Below are 17,799 nucleotides of genomic sequence, written 5' to 3' on the forward strand. Positions count from 1 at the left end.
TAGGGTAATTTAGTTCTTTTCCCATCCCGCCGTGTCTCTTTCAGAAGAACTTTCCATCGCTTGTTTTAACTTTTTGTTATGATTTCGTTTGCGGAGAGGCATTTGTCAGTCGCTGCAAAAAAATCAACGCTTTGTGGAGCGGCTTTACGTTTGCGTTATGGTTCTTATGTTAACATATCCGCGATCCTAAACTCCATTTCCCGGGGCTTGTCTTTCAGCCAAACGTTAGCCGTAACCGAACTGCTCGACCTGATCTTTATTTTGTCCTTTGTCAAGGTCACTTTCTGAAGCCAGAAATAAATCTGAGAATTATCCGCTCTGCCAATTTGAATTTTGTTGGATTGACTGGTTTGCTTGTCGGTCAATTGAAAGAAAATGGGGCACTCTTCTTCCATGCTTCGGGAGAGGTAAGTGATTCGCAATGTATGCCTGCTGCTTTCTATCTTGTTAAAGACCAGTTCTGTCTCCAGTCCCGTTTGCCTGATTTCTTCTGTAACTTTTTTAATTACAGTGGTATCCAATTTATCCAGCATCGCGATGTCATTTAGCCCGGCAGCTATGGCTTCCACCACCATTTTTCCCTTTCCGCTTTCATCTTGCCGGCAATAGGCTTCATAGTCAAATACCGAAATTCCATTGGTGTACCAGTCCTCAGCCGAAATCGAATTCCGCAATCCCTCTTCAAATGTCTTCACCACCTGAATGTATAGATGGTGATAACCTGGGCATATCAATTCATTTCGCCGAAGCAGATTCAAAAATATTTCGGCGTATTGATAGCTGTAGGGATAAAGTCCTTTTTCTGGAAGACCAGGGTGGTATACGCGTAAATCTCTTATTTTTTTGTCTTTGGGTTTTTCCACGCTTTTTCGATCCTCCCTGACTTTTAGTGCACGACTAAGGGCGTCATTGCCTGCCGCAATAGCTTGTTTTGCATGGATGTCTTCTAAAAACTGCTTAGAGATCCCTCCCTTTATGAAAAGCAACACCTGTTGGAATTTTTCAAAATCAAAATCGTCATCCTTTTTTGTCTTTGAATCGATAATCTGTCCAACTTGAATCCACTTGTCAAGAAGGACCCTGGCCAGGTCTACCTCCGATAAATTCTTGTACTTATCCTCAATCTCAAACTTGTGCATGTATCGAGATTGCTCTTCTTTATCCAAGTGTTCTGAGAATTCCGGAGCCTGCAAAGTAATGTCTACCTTTTTGTTGCGCCTGTCTAATCTTGAATAAGGAAATTTATCGTAGAACTCCTTGAAATCTTTCTCCATTCCCACAACACCAGGCAAAACATACATCGGAGGATAGGCTAGGGTCAGCCAAAATTCATTGAACGAAGAAGTGAATCCCGACTTGCTCAGTTCTGCCTGGATCAAGTCTGTCAGGTACCGAAGATTTCCATTTAGTCCCCCACCGTAACGTCCGGCTGTGCTTAGATTTAAGTACAGTTTCATTTGTCTATTGTCCGATAAATCCGTTGTTCGTTAAAGATACGGGTACATTTAATAAAAATTAAAGGACCCTAAAATCATATTTCATGAAGCAAAATCGCCCGTCTGCAACCATGACACAACGCTACGACCACGAAACAACGATACGCTAGGCGCAGTGAGTTAACAAATTGTTTAAGCGATGCACACTGGCGCGTTTTTTGACAATTTTGGCAAAGCGTTTCCAACATGCTTCGGCCTGAAGCTTTTGAGTATTACGAATGTGGGCTAACGAAAGCAATCAACGGCGACACCTACAAGGAAAGCATTCTTCGCCGCGACGCGACCTGTCCGGCAAATTTGAGTATTATACGTTCTGGCCTAATCAGATTGGCTGGCCTTTGAAACGGAATAAATAATTCATTCATTTATACTTGAATTAAATAATCCGATCATCAAATCATCCGGAACATGAAGAGTACATCTCTCTATCTCCTCGCCTTGTGCATGGCCACTCTGTCCTCTCCTTTGCAGGCCCAACAACCGGCTTCTTTCTCATGGCCTTCCGGCAAGGAAGCCGCCATTAGTCTAACCTTCGACGACGCGCGGGCAAGCCAGGTGGAAAAAGGAACGGCACTGCTCGATGAATACGGCGTGAAGGCAACGTTCTATGTTTTACCCGGGCCGGTGAAGGAGCAACTGGCCGGGTGGAAGAAGGCTGTGGCCAGCGGGCATGAAATCGGGAATCATTCTTTGAATCATCCATGCTCGGGCAATTTCCCTTGGGCGCGTCAGAAAGCATTGGAGGAACTTTCCCTAGCGGATATCCGAAAGGAGTTGACCGAGTCAAATAAACAAATCGAATCGATGTTGGGTGTCAAGCCCCAGGTTTTTGCTTATCCCTGCGGGCAGAAATTTGTTGGTCGCGGACTGAATACAAAAAGTTACGTGCCGGTCGTGGCCGAGCTATTCAGCTCGGGACGTGGATGGCGTGATGAGGGACCGAATGACCCCGCGTTTTGCGACATGGCGCAAATCACCGGCATCGAGCTCGACGGGAAGACGTTTGAGTCGATCCTGCCGCTCATTGAGTCCGCTCGCAAAAATCATCAATGGATTGTTTTCGCGGGACATGAGATGAATGATTCGGGGGAACAGACTACACAACTGGAAACACTTCGGAGGCTTATGGAATATGTGCAAGATCCTGCTCATGGGGTTTGGGTGGTGCCTGTGGGTAGTGTGGTGAAGTATATTAAGGAGCGGAAGCCATGAGTGCTACCAACTGACACCATTCAAAACCAAATACGCGATAAAAGAAAAAGGCGATCGCCTGATCGCCTTTACTTTCTAGTAGCGAGGACAGGACTCGAACCTGTGTCCGCTTCAGCGGATACGAGCCCAACGAGCTGACTTGTTTACGATATTCATTGACGCAAAATTTCTTTTCTAATGAATAGTCTGCCCTTCCCAGTCTTCAATTCTTTTTCCCTTTTCATGGCGTCTGCTTTGAGCGCAAAGTTTTCGCAATGAACAAGAATCCATGGGCGAAACTTTATCGTCCAGCCTTTTGTGGCTAGTTCGTTGTGTGATTTTAGTCTGGCTTCTAAATCGGAAGTAAAACCAATGTAGATTTTGTTCAGTTTGATCGAATGGAGGACGTAAACGTAAAATCGCATACGACGGGTATTTTGAAATGGCGCACAAAGGCAACGGCTACATTGATCACTTACTTTTTAAGTAGCGAACAGGACGAACCTGTGTCCGCCTAGGCGGATATGAGCCCAACGCTACTTTACAATGCGCTAAAACAAAAAAGGCGATCTATCGATCGCCTTACTTTGTCTCTAGTAGCGGGGACAGGACTCGAACCTGTGACCTTTGGGTTATGAGCCCAACGAGCTACCAACTGCTCCACCCCGCGATATGTCTTTCGTACCTTCCGTACTTTGTTTCTCAATTAACTCTCGAACCTGTGTCCGCTTTAGCGGATATGAGCCCAACGAGCTACCAACTGCTCCACCCCGCGATATATCTTTCCGAAGTCCAACCGACTTCTTGGTATCTAATATCAACTTTTTTACCCGATTTAAAGTTTCCGCACGCGGTTATTTAAATGGTTCGCAAAAGTAGGTCGCGCACATTTAAAAAACAAGTTACCTTTGCAAATCATTATGGCGGAAACAGGTTTTAAGTCGGGTTTTGTGAGCATCGTGGGGAAACCCAATGTGGGCAAATCGTCGCTTATGAATAAGCTGATGGGCGAAAACCTGTCGATTATCACGGCGAAGGCGCAAACGACTCGCCATCGCATCATGGGTATTCTCAATGGCGATGGCTACCAGGTGGTGTATTCGGATACGCCCGGCATACTGGAACCCAAATATTCTTTGCACGAAGCGATGATGAGCTACGTGAAAGTTTCGTTGGAAGACGCCGACGTGATATTATTGGTGGTATCCCTCGAGGACAAGTTCGAGCCGGAGCTGTTCGAACGGTTTCTCAAGATCACCACCCCAATCCTGCTTGTCATGAACAAGATTGACCGCGCCAAGGGTTCGCAGGTGCTGGATAAGAGCGCGTATTGGAAACAAACCTTGCCCAATATTCAAGACGTGTTGCCGGTGTCGGCTGTCACGGGGGAGAATGTGGACCAGTTGCTGCCCAAGTTGCTGTCGTTCATGCCGGAGCACCCGGCATTCTTTCCCCAGGATGAGTATACCGACCGCAGCGAGCGGTTCTTTGCTTCGGAAATTATCCGCGAGAAGATCTTTCTCAACTACGAGCAGGAGATCCCCTATAGCACGGAAGTGTCGATCATGTCCTTTAAAGAAGAGCCCGATATCATCCGCATCAGCGCGGTCATTTATGTGGAGCGGATGTCACAGAAGGGCATTCTGATTGGCAAGGGTGCCAGCCTGATCAAAAAGGTAGGGATTGAGGCGCGGTTAGCGATGGAGCAGTTCTTTCGCAAAAAAATATTCCTGGAAACCCACGTGAAGGTGGCCGACAACTGGCGGAAGCAGGCTTTTAAGCTGAAGCAGTTCGGATACCTGGAGTGATCATAATTTATCAGTTAAGATGTCAAATATTGTAGCAATAGTAGGTAGGCCTAACGTGGGCAAGTCCACGTTCTTTAACCGGTTGGTGGAAAAGCGCCAGGCCATCATGGACAACATGGCCGGTGTTACGCGCGATCGTCACTACGGCTATGCCGAGTGGATCGGCAAGTTCTTTACCGTGATCGATACGGGTGGGTACGTGACCGGCTCGGAAGACAAGTTCGAGTCACAGATCCGTAAGCAAGTGAAGCTGGCCATCGACGAGGCCACGGCCGTCATTTTCATGGTCGACGTGAGAGATGGTATCACCGGGTTCGACAAGGAGTTTGCCAACATCCTGCGCGCCTCCAAGAAACCCGTGTTCGTGGCGGCCAACAAAACCGATACACCCGACAAAGCCATGCTGGCCGCAGAGTTCTACGAGCTGAGCCTTGGCGAGATCTATCCCATCTCCTCGGAGAACGGTAGCGGTACAGGCGAGCTCTTGGACGAGGTGGTGAAGACCTTCGTTTCCGAAGGCGTGGAAGATCCCGATGAAGGCATTCCCAAGATCACCATCGTGGGTAGGCCCAACGTGGGCAAGTCTTCGTTCCTCAATGCCTTGTTGGGTACGGAGCGCAGCATTGTTACCGATGAGGCCGGTACTACGCGTGATGCCATTCACTCATATTATAAGATGTATGGCAAGAACTTTATCCTGATCGATACGGCGGGTGTCCGGAAGAAGGGAAAAGTGAAGGAAGATATTGAGTTCTATTCGGTGCTGCGTTCACTGCGTGCGTTGGAGGATAGCGATGTCGTGATTATTGTGATCGACGCCGAGCGTGGATTGGAAGCACAGGATGTGAACCTCATCAGCCTCGCCGAACGGCAGGGCAAGGGTATGGTGATCATGGTGAACAAGTGGGACCTGATCGAGAAAGACTCGAAGACATCGGACAAGTTCAAGAAGGAGATCGAAGAGAAAATTGCCCCCATCGACTACATTCCCATCATTTTTGCGTCGGTTTTGACCAAACAGCGCATTTTCCAGGTGATCGAGAAAACGGTGCAAGTTTTCGAGAATAAGACCAAAAAAATACCCACCTCGAAGCTAAATGATGCCATTTTGCCCGAAATCGAGCGTCAGCCACCCCCGTCCATCAAGGGGAAGCACATCAACATAAAGTACATAACGCAGGTAAATGCCCGGTTTCCATCGTTTGTTTTCTTCTGTAACCTGCCCCAGTACATTCAACCTTCGTACGAGCGTTTCCTGGAAAATAAAATGCGTGCACAGTTCGATTTTGAGGGTGTACCCATACGGTTAATCTTTAGAAAAAAATAAATTTTATTACCCCCGAGGCCCCGTGTGGGCGATAACTGTTATATTTGCGGTGAATTTTTTAAAACCTGTAAACTATGAAAAAATTGATCGCATTTGTGGCCGTATGTGGCTTCGCTTTGGCTTTTGCTGCTTGTGGCAAGAAAGCTGAAACTGCTGAAAGCAACGTAGACTCTGCCGCTGTTGAAGCTGCTGCTCCTGCAGTAGATTCTGCTGCTGCTGCAGCTGACACTACTAAAGCTGACACTACGAAGGCTCAGTAATCAATCTCCAAGATTGAGGCGAAAAGGCTTTAGATTTCTAAAGCCTTTTTTATTTTACACCCGTTATGACGGCCGACAAGGTTTTCGCTATCCTGCAAACGCATGTTCCACCCTCCGCGGTTGAATACTGTTTCAACTTGTGGAAGCAAAGCCCCTTCGAGCTCAAGCTCACCAAGAGCCGCCAGACCAAAGTGGGCGACTTCACCAGCAAGCACACCAAGGCCCACCCCCGCATCACGCTGAACAACGATCTCAATCCCTATCTCTTCCTGTTGACCTATGTGCACGAAGTAGCCCACCTCCGTGTGTACCTCGCCCATGGGGCCAGGGTTGACCCCCACGGCGAGAAATGGAAGACCACTTTCACCGATTTGACGGTTCCTTTACTCTGGGAAAGTGTTTTTCCGGAGGAAATCTTACATGAACTCCGCCGTCACATGATTAACCCCAAGGCCAGCTCTTTTGCCGACACCGAACTAACGGCAGCCTTCCGCAGATTTGATAAAAATGCCCAGTCCATGGCCGTGCTGTCGGACATTCCGGAGGGCAGCATTTTTCAATTGCAGGGGAAGTTTTTTATCAAGGGCAAGCTGCGGCGCACCCGTGTGCTTTGCAAGGAATTGAAGTCTAAACGCGATTACCTGGTGCCGGTGGATGCGCTGGTCACCAACGTTCAGTTGAGCCTTCTTTGAACGAGGCTGTTCACCAGGTCAAAAAAATTCAACGGTTGCAGCGTACGCCACTGCGGGATCTGCAGGGTGCCTCCCATGTTGATGTAGCTGTCGATGTGGTATTTTCTGAATTCTTCCAGGATAAAGTCGGGAAACGAAACGGCGGCAATCCAGCCGTCTTCTACGTCCTCGAACCACTCTTCATAATAGCTGTCGTCGGAGCCGTGGAAGTTGAAGATGTTTTCGCCGATGAGGATGAATTTGTTGATGCCTTCGTTGATCATCACCTCCAGCAGGTTTCGCTTTAGCGTCATGATGTCGTTGTGGAGCGTGTCATTCCATTCGCCAATGAATTCGATGACGGCAAATCCCTGGAGGTAGTCGGCGTAGAGAATTTTTACATAGAGCGTTTCCGAGCCGATGGAATCCCAGGCGGGGTCGATGTAGTAGCCGTAGATCGTTTCGGAGTAGACGTCGTGGTTATATTGCTTGCCGTGAAAGGGCGAGCGTTCGTCGTCGGCGGGATCGTAGTATTTCAGCCAGTTGTAGTAAGGTTCGATGTCATGCATGGCGACGGCTGTCTACAGCCTTCCTCACAGAACCGTGTTGATGCAACAATTGTTCGGCCTCGGCATAGGGAATTTTCAGTTCATCCATCACCATTTTCACGCCGCGGTCCACCAGCTTTTCGTTGGTCAGTTGCATGTCCACCATTTTGTTGCCCCGTACGTGGCCCAACTTGATCATGACGGTGGTGGACACCATGTTGAGCGCGAGCTTTTGGGCGGTGCCGGCTTTCATGCGCGTGCTGCCGGTAACAAATTCAGGACCGGTGATCACCTCCACGGGGAAGTCGGCCTGCGCGGCCACAGCGGAGTTGCTGTTGCACACGATGCAGCCCGTGGCCACCCCGTTGGCACGAGCTTCTTTCAGACCGCCGATCACGTAGGGCGTGCGGCCGGACGCGGCGATGCCGATGAGCACATCTTGTCGGTTGATGGAATGTTCTTCCAGGTCTTTCCACGCTTGCGTGGGATTGTCTTCTGCATTTTCCACGGCCTTGCGGATGGCGCCGTCGCCGCCGGCGATGATGCCGATCACCCGGCCGTGGGGCACGCCGTAGGTCGGCGGTATCTCCGAAGCATCGACCACCCCAAGCCTGCCGCTGGTGCCGGCGCCGATATAGAACAGCCGGCCGCCGTGCTGCATGCGGTCGACGATGGCGTTGACCAGGGCTTCGATCTGGGGGATCGCCTTTTCGATGGCCAGGGGCACGCTCTTGTCTTCGCGGTTGATGTTGGCCAGCAGGTCGTGCACGCTCATGTGCTCCAGGTGGTCGTAGTGCGATGCGCCCTCGGTGGTAGCCATGGCTCAGTTCAGATCTTTCTTATGGAACAGGGTGAGGCCGGCAATGGGACCTTCCAGGATATTCTTGACCGTGATGCCTTTGTCGTTGGCCACCTGGCGAAGAATGTCGCTGAAGTAGAACGAGATGGAGCCGGTGAAGTGCACCTTCAGGTTTTTATAGTTCTCGTACTTCATCACGTTGTTCTCGTAGAATTCCGAGAAGCTGTTATAGACGAGTTCGTAGCAATACGGTTCTTTGAGGTGTTGGAAAATAAATTTGGTGAAGCTGGCCAGGAAAGCGCTGGGGCGCTCTTGCTGGTACACTTTCTCCAAAAACTCTTCGCGGGTGAGCGGGAAGCGCTCGTGAAATTGCTTGCGCAGTCCTTCGGGCATTATTTCGCGCAGGTAGTCTACCAAAAATTTCCGCCCGATATTGGCGCCCGAGCCTTCATCGGCAAGGATCCATCCCAAATTAGCTACGTTGCCGACGATGTTCTGGCCGTCATACAAACAGGAGTTGGAGCCGGTACCCATGATGCAGGCGATGCCGGGTTCGTGGCCGCACAACGCGCGCGCCGCTGCCAACAGGTCCCATCCGATCTCGATGTGGGCTTCGGGAAAAAATTCCAGGAATGCGCTCTTGATGGTGAGTTGATTTTTCATTGACGATACGCCGGCGCCATAGAAAAATATTTTTGTCACCGGGTGCTTGATGCGGGGCAGCAGCACCTCGTGTACGTTTTTCTTCAAGTCTTCGATGGGCTGATAATAGGGGTTGAAGCCCGGGGTGCCGGCCTGATCGATGGTGCCATCGGCTTCCAGGAGTCTCCAGTCGGTCTTGGAGCCTCCGCTATCTGCTATAAGAATCATTTGCTAAAGGTAAGTGTATTTCGTGGGACTGAGTTATACTACATCGTTAACGTAAAATCATCGCAAAGCTAAAATTTGTATTTAACAGAAAAAACAGAAGTGGACAATGTGTTCGTGTGCGAACAGATTTTTTCGATCAGTGTTTCAACTTGCCGATGACCGTGAAGCGGTCGAACACATTTTCGGTGTGTGGAGCGTCCTTCAGTTCGTCGGTGAGGTCCTGGCCGGCCCAGTGTTCGTAATGTTTTCCTCGCAGCCAGAGACGCGAGCGTGTGACATCGTAGATCAGTCCGTTGTAGGCGACCCACACTTCGGGCTTGTCCTGCCCGTTGCGCAGGGCCAGGTAAGCGCGTGTGTACTCAGGGAGATTGTCCATTTCACCTTCCAGCCGTTAGGCTGTTGTAGTCCTTCACGATGGTATACAGAAATTCGGAGGGCGGCAAATCGGATTGTATGCCCAGCATGCCTTTGATCTTTTCGGTGATGATCTCCAGGGGTTGGTATGTTCCATGGTCGCGGTTGGCGTCGAGGGCGCGCTGGATCACCTCGATGTCGCGCGTGCTCAGTTGGACCACCTGCTCAAATGTTGGAACATAGGTTGTCTCGGGCACGATGAACACGTCGCTGGAGTTGATCTCCTTATGTTGGGCCAGTTTCACCACGGTTGTTCCGGCAACGATGTCGCCGAGCCGTTGGCCCTTCCCGCCGACGGCGATGATGATCACCGCCACTGCCCCACCAAAGAAGCCAAAATCCACGATGGCGAACAGCCACCGGAAAATGTAGCCGCCTACAGAGGCGGGTGTGCCGTCGAGACGGATCACCTGTATTTTCATGGCGTGCTTGCCGGGGGTTTGACCGTTCATGAAAATCTCAAAAAACAGACCGTAGAACATAAACGGGAACACCAGGAAGATCAGACCCAGGCTGATCATGAGGGCCTCATTTTCGAATGCTTTCATGCCCACCATAAGGGCTATAACCAACATGAAATAGAGAAAAAGGATGAGCCGGTCGATCAGATAGGCCACGATGCGGTCGCCGATGCTGGCCAACGGATAGTCAATAAAAACATTTTGTGTGGTGCGTACTCGAATGGTTTGCATCGCCTTCTATTTTTGTGCAAATTTCAAATTAAAGCATTAACCATGAAATTTACTTCTGTCCTGCTGGGAATAACCGCTATTGCCCTTATTGCCTGCCAGGAAAAGAAGACGGAAGCCGCTTCCGATGAGGCGCTCCGCAACCAGGCCCGGGAGTTGGCCCAAAAATTTATTCTCGTCGACACACACGTCGACTTTCCCGAACGGCTCCAGGAGATTCATTTCCAGTTGGCACCCGAAAATCTGGGCATCCCCGTAAACGATGAGAGAGGCGACTTCGATTTTGAGCGCGCCCGCAAGGGGGGCCTCGACGCACCTTTCATGTCCATCTACATCCCCTCGCGCTATCAAAAAATTGCCGACAACGGCAAGGGGCTGGCCGATTCCCTCATCAACCTGATCGAAGGCATTGCCACTGCTCTTCCCGACAAATATGCCCTGGCCAAAACGCCGCAAGACATTGAAGCCAACACCAAGGCCGGCAAAATTTCCCTGCCCATGGGCATGGAGAACGGTGCGCCCCTGGGGAACAAACTTGAAAACGTGAAGTACTTCTATGACCGCGGGATCCGCTACATCACGCTCACACACGCCAAGAACAACCAGATCTGCGACTCGTCTTATGACAGCGCGGCCTTGTGGAACGGACTCAGCCCTTTTGGCGAAAAAGTAGTGGCCGAAATGCAGCGCACCGGCATCATGGTAGACATTTCACACGTTACCGACAGCACATTCTTTGACGTGATCCGCATCGCCAAAGCACCGCTCATCGCCTCGCATTCGTCGTGCCGGTTTTTTACACCGGGTTTTCAGCGCAACATGTCGGACGACATGATCAAAGCGCTCGGCAAAAATGGCGGTGTGATCCAGATCAATTTCGGCGCTTCCTTCCTGGATTCGCTGGCGCGTACGAACGCCGCCCTGCTGGATACCTTGGAGAAAAAATTGAAGGCGCAAGGCCTTAGCTCACGCGACTCGGCCGCGCAGCCGGTCATCGACCAGTATTCAAAAAGTCATGTGGCACTGTATTCGGATGTGGAGCGCGTGGCCGATCATATCGACCATGTGGTGAAGCTTATCGGCATCGACCACGTGGGCATCGGTTCCGACTTCGACGGCGTGGGCGACAGCCTGCCGCTGGGACTGAAGGACGTGTCCGAGTATCCGAATTTATTCTATGTGTTATTGAAACGCGGCTATTCGCCTGAAGACATTGAAAAGATCTGCTCCAAAAATGTTTTCCGGGTGTGGAATGAAGTGATCGCCGCTTCACAGGCGTCGGCGTCTGTGAAGTAGGCCATAAAAAAAAATATGAAGTAGCTTCGCCGGCGAGGCGGGCAATGAAACAAGTTATCCAAGAGGTGGAACAATGAAGGAGGCGGCTTTTATAAAACAGAACAAATCCCGTTGGGAGGAGTTTGAGCACGTTGTCAAAAATCAGCAGCAGGCGCCGCCGGACCGGCTGGCGGAACTGTTCATCCAGGTGACCGACGATCTTTCGTTTGCCCGCACGCAATACCCCAACAGCCGCACCACAAATTATCTGAACGCGCTCGCCAGCAAGGTTCACCTGGAGATCTATAAAAACAAAAAAGAAGAGCGCAACCGTTTTATCACCTTCTGGAAATACGAATTGCCCGAGGTGATGTACAACACGCAAAAGCCCTTGTTGTACTCCTTTATCATCTTTATCGTGGCAGCCCTCATCGGCGCGGTCTCCGCGCGCTACGACGACACGTTTGTGCGGCTCATCCTGGGCGACGGCTATGTGAACATGACGCTGGAAAATATCAAGAACGGCAATCCCACTGCCGTGTATGGCGACTCCGGGCCGGTGATGATGTTTTTCATGATCACCATCAACAACATCTACGTTTCCTTCCGGGTATTCGTGTTCGGGATTTTTGCATCTCTGGGAACTGGATACGATTTATTCAACAACGGCTTGATGGTGGGTGCCTTCGTCATGTTCTTTTCCCTGGAGCAACAATTAGGGCAAGCCCTGCCTGTGATCATGCTGCACGGCACTATCGAATTGACGTCGATCGTGATAGCCGGAGCGGCAGGATTTGTGATGGGGAACAGCCTGCTGTTTCCCGGCACCTATTCGCGGTTAGCTTCGTTCAAAATGGGAGGCTTGAAGGGGCTGAAGATCGTGATGGGATTGGTTCCCTTCTTTATCCTGGCCGGATTCATCGAGTCTTTTATCACCCGCTACGCTTTTATGCATTGGAGCCTGAAAACTTTTATCATATCCCTTTCAGCGCTGCTTATGGTTTATTATTTTGTCATCTACCCCCTACGCCTCAAACGCCATGGAAAATTTTAAAGCAATTGAATTTCATCGCACACGCGACTTCAGCAACAAGGTGAATGTTACGTTCGAGTTTATTCGACAGAACTTCAAAGGTCTCGGCAAAAGTCTGCTGTTCATCGCGGGACCGCCTGTTGTCGTAACCGGTCTGATGTTGGGCTCGTTCATGACGGATCTGCAAACCCTCACCCGTAGCATGGCGCGTTTCGGCTCGCCCGACACGATCTCGGACTCCTTTATGAGCCCCGTCTTTTGGCTTCAGATCTTTTTGATGATCGTCTTCTCGGTGGTGAGTTCGGTGATGGCCCTGTCGACCATCAACAATTACGTTGTTCTTTACGATGAAAAGAAGACCAATAAAATTGAGTTCAGCGACGTTTGGGAACGCGTACGCAGCACATTCTGGATGTATTTCGGCACGGTGTTCTTCTTTTTCCTGTTGCTCATTGCCGTCTATGTGGTCATTGTCATTTTCGTGATCGTGTTGGCCAAGATCTCGACGGCCCTGGTCGTGTTGGCCGGTTTTGCCATATTCTTCTTTTTCATCTATGCGGCACTCGCGGCCTCCCTCACCTTCATTATACGCACCTATGAAAAAAAGGAGTTTTTTGAAGCGATCGGCCGGTCCTTCATGCTGATTCGGGGCAAATGGTGGAGCACCTTCGGTCTTCTTTTCGTGCTGAGCATCATCGGGACCGTCATTTCTTACATCGTCTCTATTCCTTACTATGCCCTTACTTTCGTGAATGCCCTGCACAGCACCTCGACCGACGCATTTGAGGCGCCGTCGTCGAGCATGAACATCCTGTCGATAGCCTTCTTTTCAGTGTCTTACCTGATACAAGTCATGTTGAGTACACTACCGAACCTCGGCATCGCGTTCCAGTATTTTAACCTGGTCGAACGTAAAGAGGCTCCCGGTCTGATGAAGCACATCGACAACCTGGGCAACGAGGGACCAGCTCCTTCACACGAAGAACAATACTAACAACAGTCCTTAATAACAGCGGAAGAACGTGAAACGGATCGCGGGCCTAGTCATTCTTTTTTTGTCGTTTACATCCCTTGCCAGCGCCCAGGAAGATTCCGTGGACGTGAACACAGACTCCACTAACTCGGGCGGCAGTGACTCCGTTTTTCAGCACGATCAAAATATTTTTTCGAACGAAGAGGACGATGAAGACGATGATAAGGTTTTTAACGCGCCACCGGATTCCACCGCCGTCACCGCGCGGAGTTTTGATGCCGAACGGATCGAGGAATTAAAAAACGATCCTGCATTTCAGTACCAGAAACCGGCCACGGTAGGAGAAAGTCTTTGGGACCGTCTCATGAGCTATTTGGCCGAATTCTTCTCTTCGCTGTTTCGCAACGCCGTGGGCACCAATTGGGGCCGCGTGATCACTTTCCTGGTGGGCTTTGGAGTCGTCATTGTTATTATCCTTACCATCTTGCGGATCAATGCCTTCCGCATCTTCTATGCCGGCGAAGGTGCCAGCATCATCCGCTACGGCGCATTGGACGAGAACATTCATGAAATGGATTTTGAGAAACTGATCCGTGAAGCCGCCGCCCGGAACGATCATCGCGCCGGCGTACGGCTCATTTTTCTGTATGCCCTGAAAATACTTTCCGATAAAGGCTTCGTGCATTGGGAGCAAGGCAAAACCAATCACGATTATCTTGCCGAATTAAAAAATGCCGAGCTCCACGACGGCTTTCACGAACTGAACTATTATTTCGAATATGCCTGGTATGGCAATTTCAACATCAATGCCACCATGTTTTCGACCGTACAGAAGACGTTCAGCACCTGGAGGAGCAAGCTAGCGTAGGCCGTTTATGAAAGATTGGAAATACATACTCTATATCAGCGCGGCCTTCGGATTCTTCCTGTTGCTGAAACTCCTCAGTCCGAAGCAGCATGACTGGACGGTTACTTTTGCACAGGAGGACCAGAATCCCTATGGCGCTTACGTCTTCAATGCCGTGTTGCCCGGGCTGTTTCCACAGGGCATTCATCACACCTATAAAACCGTTTACGAACTCAAAGACTCCCTGCCAAAGGCCGCCAATGTATTGATTGTGGCCTCCAACTTCTCCGGCTCGAAGGAAGATACCGACGTTTTGTTGGATCATGTGAACAAAGGTGGTTTCGTGTTTATCTCCACGCAATATTTCTATGGCCACTTTGGCGACACCTTAAGCCTGAACACGTCCGACTTTTTATTTTCAGGCAACAACGACCTCTTCAACCAGGACAGCAGCTACCTGAAGTTTGCCGCCCCGGCAATGGATACCGCGCAACACTACGCGTTCCGGACGAACGACATCCACAACTATTTCACCCGGTTCGACACCACGCGCACCACCGTGATCGCCCGCAATGAATTGAACCAGCCGATCACCCTCCGCGTGAAATGGGGCCAGGGCAGTTTTATTTTGAACACCACTCCCATGGCGTTCACCAACATCCACCTGCTGGACCGGCAAAACCACCGTTTCCTTTCCAACACACTCTCCTATCTGCCCCCCACTCCGCTCTGGTGGACGGAATATTACCAGCTGGGCCGCCGGGAGATCTCCACGCCGCTGCGTTTCATCCTCACCACCGAACCGCTGCGATGGGCATATTACATCACCCTCGTGGCACTGCTGGTGTTCATGGTCTTTGAGATGAAGCGCAAGCAACGCATCATCCCCATCATCAAACCCCTGGCCAACACCACGCTGGACTTCGTGCACACGATCGGCAACCTGTACTACCAGCGCGCCGAACACAAGAACATTGCCGAGAAAAGAATTCACTATTTTGCGGACCAGCTTCGCACCCGCTATTGGTTGACCCACATCGTGTTCGACGAAAATTTCGTCCAGACGCTGACACAAAAATCGGGGAAGCCGGAAGAGGAGGTTCGCGCACTGGTGAACATCATCGCTTATATTCAAAAGAACAAAACTATTTTGGCCGACATATTGATCGAGTTTGACGAACGACTGGAAAAATTCAATCGCTGACGTTGCGAACGACGGCCACCACCTCAAAGAAAAAAAACACATCATGGAAGAAAATGTATTTGAAAGCCGGCTCGACCTGCGCGCCCTAAACGAAAGCATCAAAAAAATAAGAGAAGAAGTGGGCAGGGTGCTCGTGGGACAGGAGCAAATGGTGGACCTCATCATCACCGCCATTCTGGCCGACGGCCACGTGCTCATCGAAGGTGTTCCCGGCGTGGCGAAGACGTTGACGGCAAAGCTCGTGTCGAAAGTGATCTCCGTAAAGTTCAGCCGCATCCAATTCACGCCCGACCTCATGCCTTCAGATGTGCTGGGTACGTCCGTCTACAACGTGAAGAACTCCGCGTTTGAATTCAAGGCGGGGCCGATCTTCTCCAACATCGTGCTCATCGACGAGATCAACCGCGCTCCCGCCAAGACACAGGCCGCCCTTTTCGAGGTGATGGAGGAACGGCAAGTCACCGTGGACGGCACAACCTATGCGATGGCGCCGCCCTACATCGTGGTGGCCACGCAAAACCCCATCGAACACGAAGGCACCTATCGTTTGCCCGAGGCGCAATTGGATCGTTTCCTGTTCAAGATCCAAGTGACCTATCCCTCGTTCGAGCAAGAGGTTTCTATTCTCGCCGGGCATCACGAACGCAAAAACACGCAACCGCTGACAGGCGTCACGGCCGTGCTCTCGGCCGAAGAGATCCGCAGCTACCGCGAAGTGGTCCGCCAGATCCATGTGGAAGACAACGTGCTGCGCTACATCGCCCAGATCATCCACGAGACCCGCAACAGCCCCGCGTTGTTCCTGGGAGCTTCACCGCGCGCCTCGGTGGCCATCCTGAACGCCACCAAAGCCTATGCCGCCTTGCACGGCCGCGACTTTGTGACGCCCGAAGACGTGAAAGTGATCGCCCTCCCCGTGTTGCGCCACCGCGTGATCCTCACCCCCGACAAAGAAATGGAGGGCGTGACCACCGATGACGTGGTGAAACAGATCGTGGACAAAATTGAAGTGCCCCGCTAGGTGAAACTGCTCCGCGCTCTATACCTCAACAACCGCCTCTTCATCGCCCTCGGCGTGGTGGTGGTCGCATTCATCGTCACCTTCATTGCCGATGCCTGGACCATCGTGCCCAAGGGCCTGTTCTACCTGGTGCTGGCCATGATGGTCACGGACATCCTCCTGCTTTTCCGCACGCGGCGCGGCCTGCACGGCTATCGCTTCACACCGGAAAAACTCTCCAACGGCGACGACAACGAGATCCGCATCCACCTCGAAAACTCCTACCTGTTCAAGGTGGTGTTGCAAGTGGTCGATGAGATACCTCACCAGTTCCAGCGGCGCGACCTCACGTTCCCGGTGGAAATTCCTGCGGGAGAAAAGAAGGTCATCAAATATTTTCTGCGTCCTACGAAACGGGGCGAGTATTCGTTTGGTGCTGTGAATGTCTTTGTGCGTTCGCCCATCGGATTTTTCTTGCGACGGTTTCGCTTCTCGGGCGATGCGCTGGTGCCGGTTTATCCATCCTATATCCAGATGCGCAAGTACGAGTTGCTGGCCATCTCCAACCGTCTCACCGAATACGGTATCAAAAAAATCCGTCGCATCGGCCAGAACATGGAGTTCGAGTCCATCAAGGAATATGTGAACGGCGACGACTTCCGCACCATCAACTGGAAGGCCACGGCACGGAAAAATCATTTCATGGTGAACCACTACCAGGACGAGCGCTCGCAGCAGGTCTACAGTCTCATCGATAAGGGGCGCGTCATGCAAATGCCCTTCAATGGGCTGAGTTTGCTCGACTATGCCATCAATGCCAGCCTGGTCATCTCCAATGTGGCCCTGAAAAAATCGGACAAAGCCGGGCTCATCACTTTTCAAGATCGGATCGGCACGATGCTGCCGGCGAGTCGCCAGAACAACCAGATGTTCCAGATCCTGGAGGTGCTCTACAACCAGAAAACGGCCTATCGCGAAACGGACTATTCCGCCCTGTTTGCGCACGTGCGGCGCAAAGTGACCCAACGCAGCTTGCTGTTGCTTTTCACCAACTTCGAATCCATCTACAGCCTCCACCGCCAACTGCCGTATTTGAAACGATTGGCGCAGCAGCATTTATTGGTGGTGATCTTTTTTGAGAACACGGAAATGAAAAGCTTCCTCGAAACGCCGGCCAACAGCCTGAAGGAGGTCTACTACAAAGCCATCGCCGAGAAATTCAGCTACGACAAAAAACTCATCGCCAAAGAGCTGAACCAACACGGCATCCAGGCCCTGCTCACCGCACCGGAGCACCTGACCGTGAACACCATCAATAAATACCTGGAACTGAAAGCCCGGGGCATGATTTAAGGAAACATTAATTCTCGGGTTTTCGAGCGTTTCTTTGTCGA

General features: G+C 51.0%; 19 protein-coding genes and 1 tRNA gene. 12 read left to right on the top strand and 8 right to left on the bottom strand.

All coding sequences use genetic code 11. The annotated features are described in order from the left end of the window. Positions 1-164: 164 nt before the first annotated feature. Entirely contained in the window at positions 165-1,457 is a 1,293-nt protein-coding gene (locus BUB30_RS13560; protein ID WP_073134425.1) for a hypothetical protein, read from the bottom strand. Between the two features lie 447 nt (positions 1,458-1,904). Here BUB30_RS13560 and BUB30_RS13565 point away from each other — a divergent pair, with 447 nt between their 5' ends. Further along, positions 1,905-2,708, top strand: a complete 804-nt coding sequence (locus tag BUB30_RS13565; protein ID WP_073134426.1) for a polysaccharide deacetylase family protein — start codon at positions 1,905-1,907, stop codon at positions 2,706-2,708. Positions 2,709-2,860: 152 nt separating this feature from the next. Here BUB30_RS13565 and BUB30_RS13570 read toward each other — a convergent pair whose 3' ends face one another. Further along, positions 2,861-3,112 carry a GIY-YIG nuclease family protein gene (locus BUB30_RS13570; RefSeq protein WP_073134428.1) on the bottom strand — a complete coding sequence of 84 codons (252 nt, stop codon included), beginning with the start codon at positions 3,110-3,112 and terminating at the stop codon, positions 2,861-2,863. Positions 3,113-3,284: 172 nt separating this feature from the next. After that, positions 3,285-3,357, bottom strand: a tRNA-Met gene (locus tag BUB30_RS13575). A 250-nt stretch (positions 3,358-3,607) separates the two neighbouring features. On the opposite strand from BUB30_RS13575, the gene era reads away from it, so the two are divergent. The 4 genes from era to BUB30_RS13595 all read left to right on the top strand — a co-directional run bounded on the left by era (position 3,608) and on the right by BUB30_RS13595 (position 6,774). Further along, positions 3,608-4,495: a GTPase Era gene (gene era, locus BUB30_RS13580; protein ID WP_073134429.1), complete on the top strand. Its 888-nt coding sequence runs from the start codon at positions 3,608-3,610 to the stop codon at positions 4,493-4,495. A gap of 19 nt (positions 4,496-4,514) precedes the next feature. After that, positions 4,515-5,822 carry a ribosome biogenesis GTPase Der gene (gene der, locus BUB30_RS13585; RefSeq protein WP_073134431.1) on the top strand — a complete coding sequence of 436 codons (1,308 nt, stop codon included), beginning with the start codon at positions 4,515-4,517 and terminating at the stop codon, positions 5,820-5,822. 74 nt (positions 5,823-5,896) lie between these two features. Continuing rightward, entirely contained in the window at positions 5,897-6,082 is a 186-nt protein-coding gene (locus BUB30_RS13590) for a hypothetical protein (protein ID WP_073134433.1), read from the top strand. Between the two features lie 65 nt (positions 6,083-6,147). Further along, positions 6,148-6,774 carry a SprT-like domain-containing protein gene (locus BUB30_RS13595; RefSeq protein ID WP_073134434.1) on the top strand — a complete coding sequence of 209 codons (627 nt, stop codon included), beginning with the start codon at positions 6,148-6,150 and terminating at the stop codon, positions 6,772-6,774. Here the strand turns inward: BUB30_RS13595 and BUB30_RS13600 are convergent. From BUB30_RS13600 to BUB30_RS13620, 5 genes are all read right to left on the bottom strand, one after another. Then, complete coding sequence (locus BUB30_RS13600) at positions 6,756-7,322, bottom strand: hypothetical protein (protein WP_073134436.1); 567 nt, start codon at positions 7,320-7,322, stop codon at positions 6,756-6,758. The genes BUB30_RS13595 and BUB30_RS13600 overlap by 19 nt on opposite strands. After that, the gene (gene murQ / locus BUB30_RS13605; RefSeq protein WP_073134437.1) at positions 7,315-8,121 is read right to left on the bottom strand and encodes an N-acetylmuramic acid 6-phosphate etherase; all 807 of its coding nucleotides are present in this window, start codon (positions 8,119-8,121) and stop codon (positions 7,315-7,317) included. The genes BUB30_RS13600 and murQ overlap by 8 nt, the downstream gene beginning before the upstream one ends. Before the next feature lie 3 nt (positions 8,122-8,124). Next, the gene (locus BUB30_RS13610) at positions 8,125-8,970 is read right to left on the bottom strand and encodes an N-acetylglucosamine kinase (RefSeq protein ID WP_073134439.1); all 846 of its coding nucleotides are present in this window, start codon (positions 8,968-8,970) and stop codon (positions 8,125-8,127) included. Between the two features lie 136 nt (positions 8,971-9,106). After that, a complete protein-coding gene (locus BUB30_RS13615) occupies positions 9,107-9,346 on the bottom strand; it encodes a cytochrome b5 domain-containing protein (RefSeq protein WP_073134440.1) in 240 nt (79 codons plus the stop codon). Between the two features lies 1 nt (position 9,347). Further along, the gene (locus tag BUB30_RS13620) at positions 9,348-10,076 is read right to left on the bottom strand and encodes an RDD family protein (protein ID WP_073134442.1); all 729 of its coding nucleotides are present in this window, start codon (positions 10,074-10,076) and stop codon (positions 9,348-9,350) included. A gap of 42 nt (positions 10,077-10,118) precedes the next feature. On the opposite strand from BUB30_RS13620, the gene BUB30_RS13625 reads away from it, so the two are divergent. From BUB30_RS13625 to BUB30_RS13655, 7 genes are all read left to right on the top strand, one after another. Continuing rightward, a complete protein-coding gene (locus tag BUB30_RS13625) occupies positions 10,119-11,369 on the top strand; it encodes a dipeptidase (protein WP_073134444.1) in 1,251 nt (416 codons plus the stop codon). 73 nt (positions 11,370-11,442) lie between these two features. Beyond that, the gene (locus BUB30_RS13630) at positions 11,443-12,402 is read left to right on the top strand and encodes a stage II sporulation protein M (RefSeq protein WP_073134446.1); all 960 of its coding nucleotides are present in this window, start codon (positions 11,443-11,445) and stop codon (positions 12,400-12,402) included. Next, entirely contained in the window at positions 12,389-13,375 is a 987-nt protein-coding gene (locus BUB30_RS13635; protein ID WP_073134448.1) for a hypothetical protein, read from the top strand. The genes BUB30_RS13630 and BUB30_RS13635 overlap by 14 nt, the downstream gene beginning before the upstream one ends. A 28-nt stretch (positions 13,376-13,403) precedes the next feature. Then, a complete protein-coding gene (locus tag BUB30_RS13640; protein ID WP_143164895.1) occupies positions 13,404-14,222 on the top strand; it encodes a hypothetical protein in 819 nt (272 codons plus the stop codon). Positions 14,223-14,229: 7 nt separating this feature from the next. Continuing rightward, positions 14,230-15,405, top strand: a complete 1,176-nt coding sequence (locus BUB30_RS13645) for a DUF4350 domain-containing protein (protein WP_073134451.1) — start codon at positions 14,230-14,232, stop codon at positions 15,403-15,405. A 43-nt stretch (positions 15,406-15,448) separates the two neighbouring features. After that, a complete protein-coding gene (locus BUB30_RS13650; RefSeq protein ID WP_073135175.1) occupies positions 15,449-16,426 on the top strand; it encodes an AAA family ATPase in 978 nt (325 codons plus the stop codon). Continuing rightward, positions 16,427-17,758 carry a DUF58 domain-containing protein gene (locus BUB30_RS13655; protein WP_073134452.1) on the top strand — a complete coding sequence of 444 codons (1,332 nt, stop codon included), beginning with the start codon at positions 16,427-16,429 and terminating at the stop codon, positions 17,756-17,758. Positions 17,759-17,799: the final 41 nt, after the last annotated feature.

The organism is Chryseolinea serpens (assembly GCF_900129725.1).
Classification (GTDB): domain Bacteria; phylum Bacteroidota; class Bacteroidia; order Cytophagales; family Cyclobacteriaceae; genus Chryseolinea; species Chryseolinea serpens.

Bases quoted from the DNA above. Each gene is read 5' to 3' on its own strand.
- BUB30_RS13560 (WP_073134425.1), bottom strand. From the start codon at position 1,457: ATGAAACTGTACTTAAATCTAAGCACAGCCGGACGTTACGGTGGGGGA.
- BUB30_RS13565 (WP_073134426.1), top strand. From the start codon at position 1,905: ATGAAGAGTACATCTCTCTATCTCCTCGCCTTGTGCATGGCCACTCTG.
- BUB30_RS13570 (WP_073134428.1), bottom strand. From the start codon at position 3,112: ATGCGATTTTACGTTTACGTCCTCCATTCGATCAAACTGAACAAAATC.
- era (WP_073134429.1), top strand. From the start codon at position 3,608: ATGGCGGAAACAGGTTTTAAGTCGGGTTTTGTGAGCATCGTGGGGAAA.
- der (WP_073134431.1), top strand. From the start codon at position 4,515: ATGTCAAATATTGTAGCAATAGTAGGTAGGCCTAACGTGGGCAAGTCC.
- BUB30_RS13590 (WP_073134433.1), top strand. From the start codon at position 5,897: ATGAAAAAATTGATCGCATTTGTGGCCGTATGTGGCTTCGCTTTGGCT.
- BUB30_RS13595 (WP_073134434.1), top strand. From the start codon at position 6,148: ATGACGGCCGACAAGGTTTTCGCTATCCTGCAAACGCATGTTCCACCC.
- BUB30_RS13600 (WP_073134436.1), bottom strand. From the start codon at position 7,322: ATGCATGACATCGAACCTTACTACAACTGGCTGAAATACTACGATCCC.
- murQ (WP_073134437.1), bottom strand. From the start codon at position 8,121: ATGGCTACCACCGAGGGCGCATCGCACTACGACCACCTGGAGCACATG.
- BUB30_RS13610 (WP_073134439.1), bottom strand. From the start codon at position 8,970: ATGATTCTTATAGCAGATAGCGGAGGCTCCAAGACCGACTGGAGACTC.
- BUB30_RS13615 (WP_073134440.1), bottom strand. From the start codon at position 9,346: ATGGACAATCTCCCTGAGTACACACGCGCTTACCTGGCCCTGCGCAAC.
- BUB30_RS13620 (WP_073134442.1), bottom strand. From the start codon at position 10,076: ATGCAAACCATTCGAGTACGCACCACACAAAATGTTTTTATTGACTAT.
- BUB30_RS13625 (WP_073134444.1), top strand. From the start codon at position 10,119: ATGAAATTTACTTCTGTCCTGCTGGGAATAACCGCTATTGCCCTTATT.
- BUB30_RS13630 (WP_073134446.1), top strand. From the start codon at position 11,443: ATGAAGGAGGCGGCTTTTATAAAACAGAACAAATCCCGTTGGGAGGAG.
- BUB30_RS13635 (WP_073134448.1), top strand. From the start codon at position 12,389: ATGGAAAATTTTAAAGCAATTGAATTTCATCGCACACGCGACTTCAGC.
- BUB30_RS13645 (WP_073134451.1), top strand. From the start codon at position 14,230: ATGAAAGATTGGAAATACATACTCTATATCAGCGCGGCCTTCGGATTC.
- BUB30_RS13650 (WP_073135175.1), top strand. From the start codon at position 15,449: ATGGAAGAAAATGTATTTGAAAGCCGGCTCGACCTGCGCGCCCTAAAC.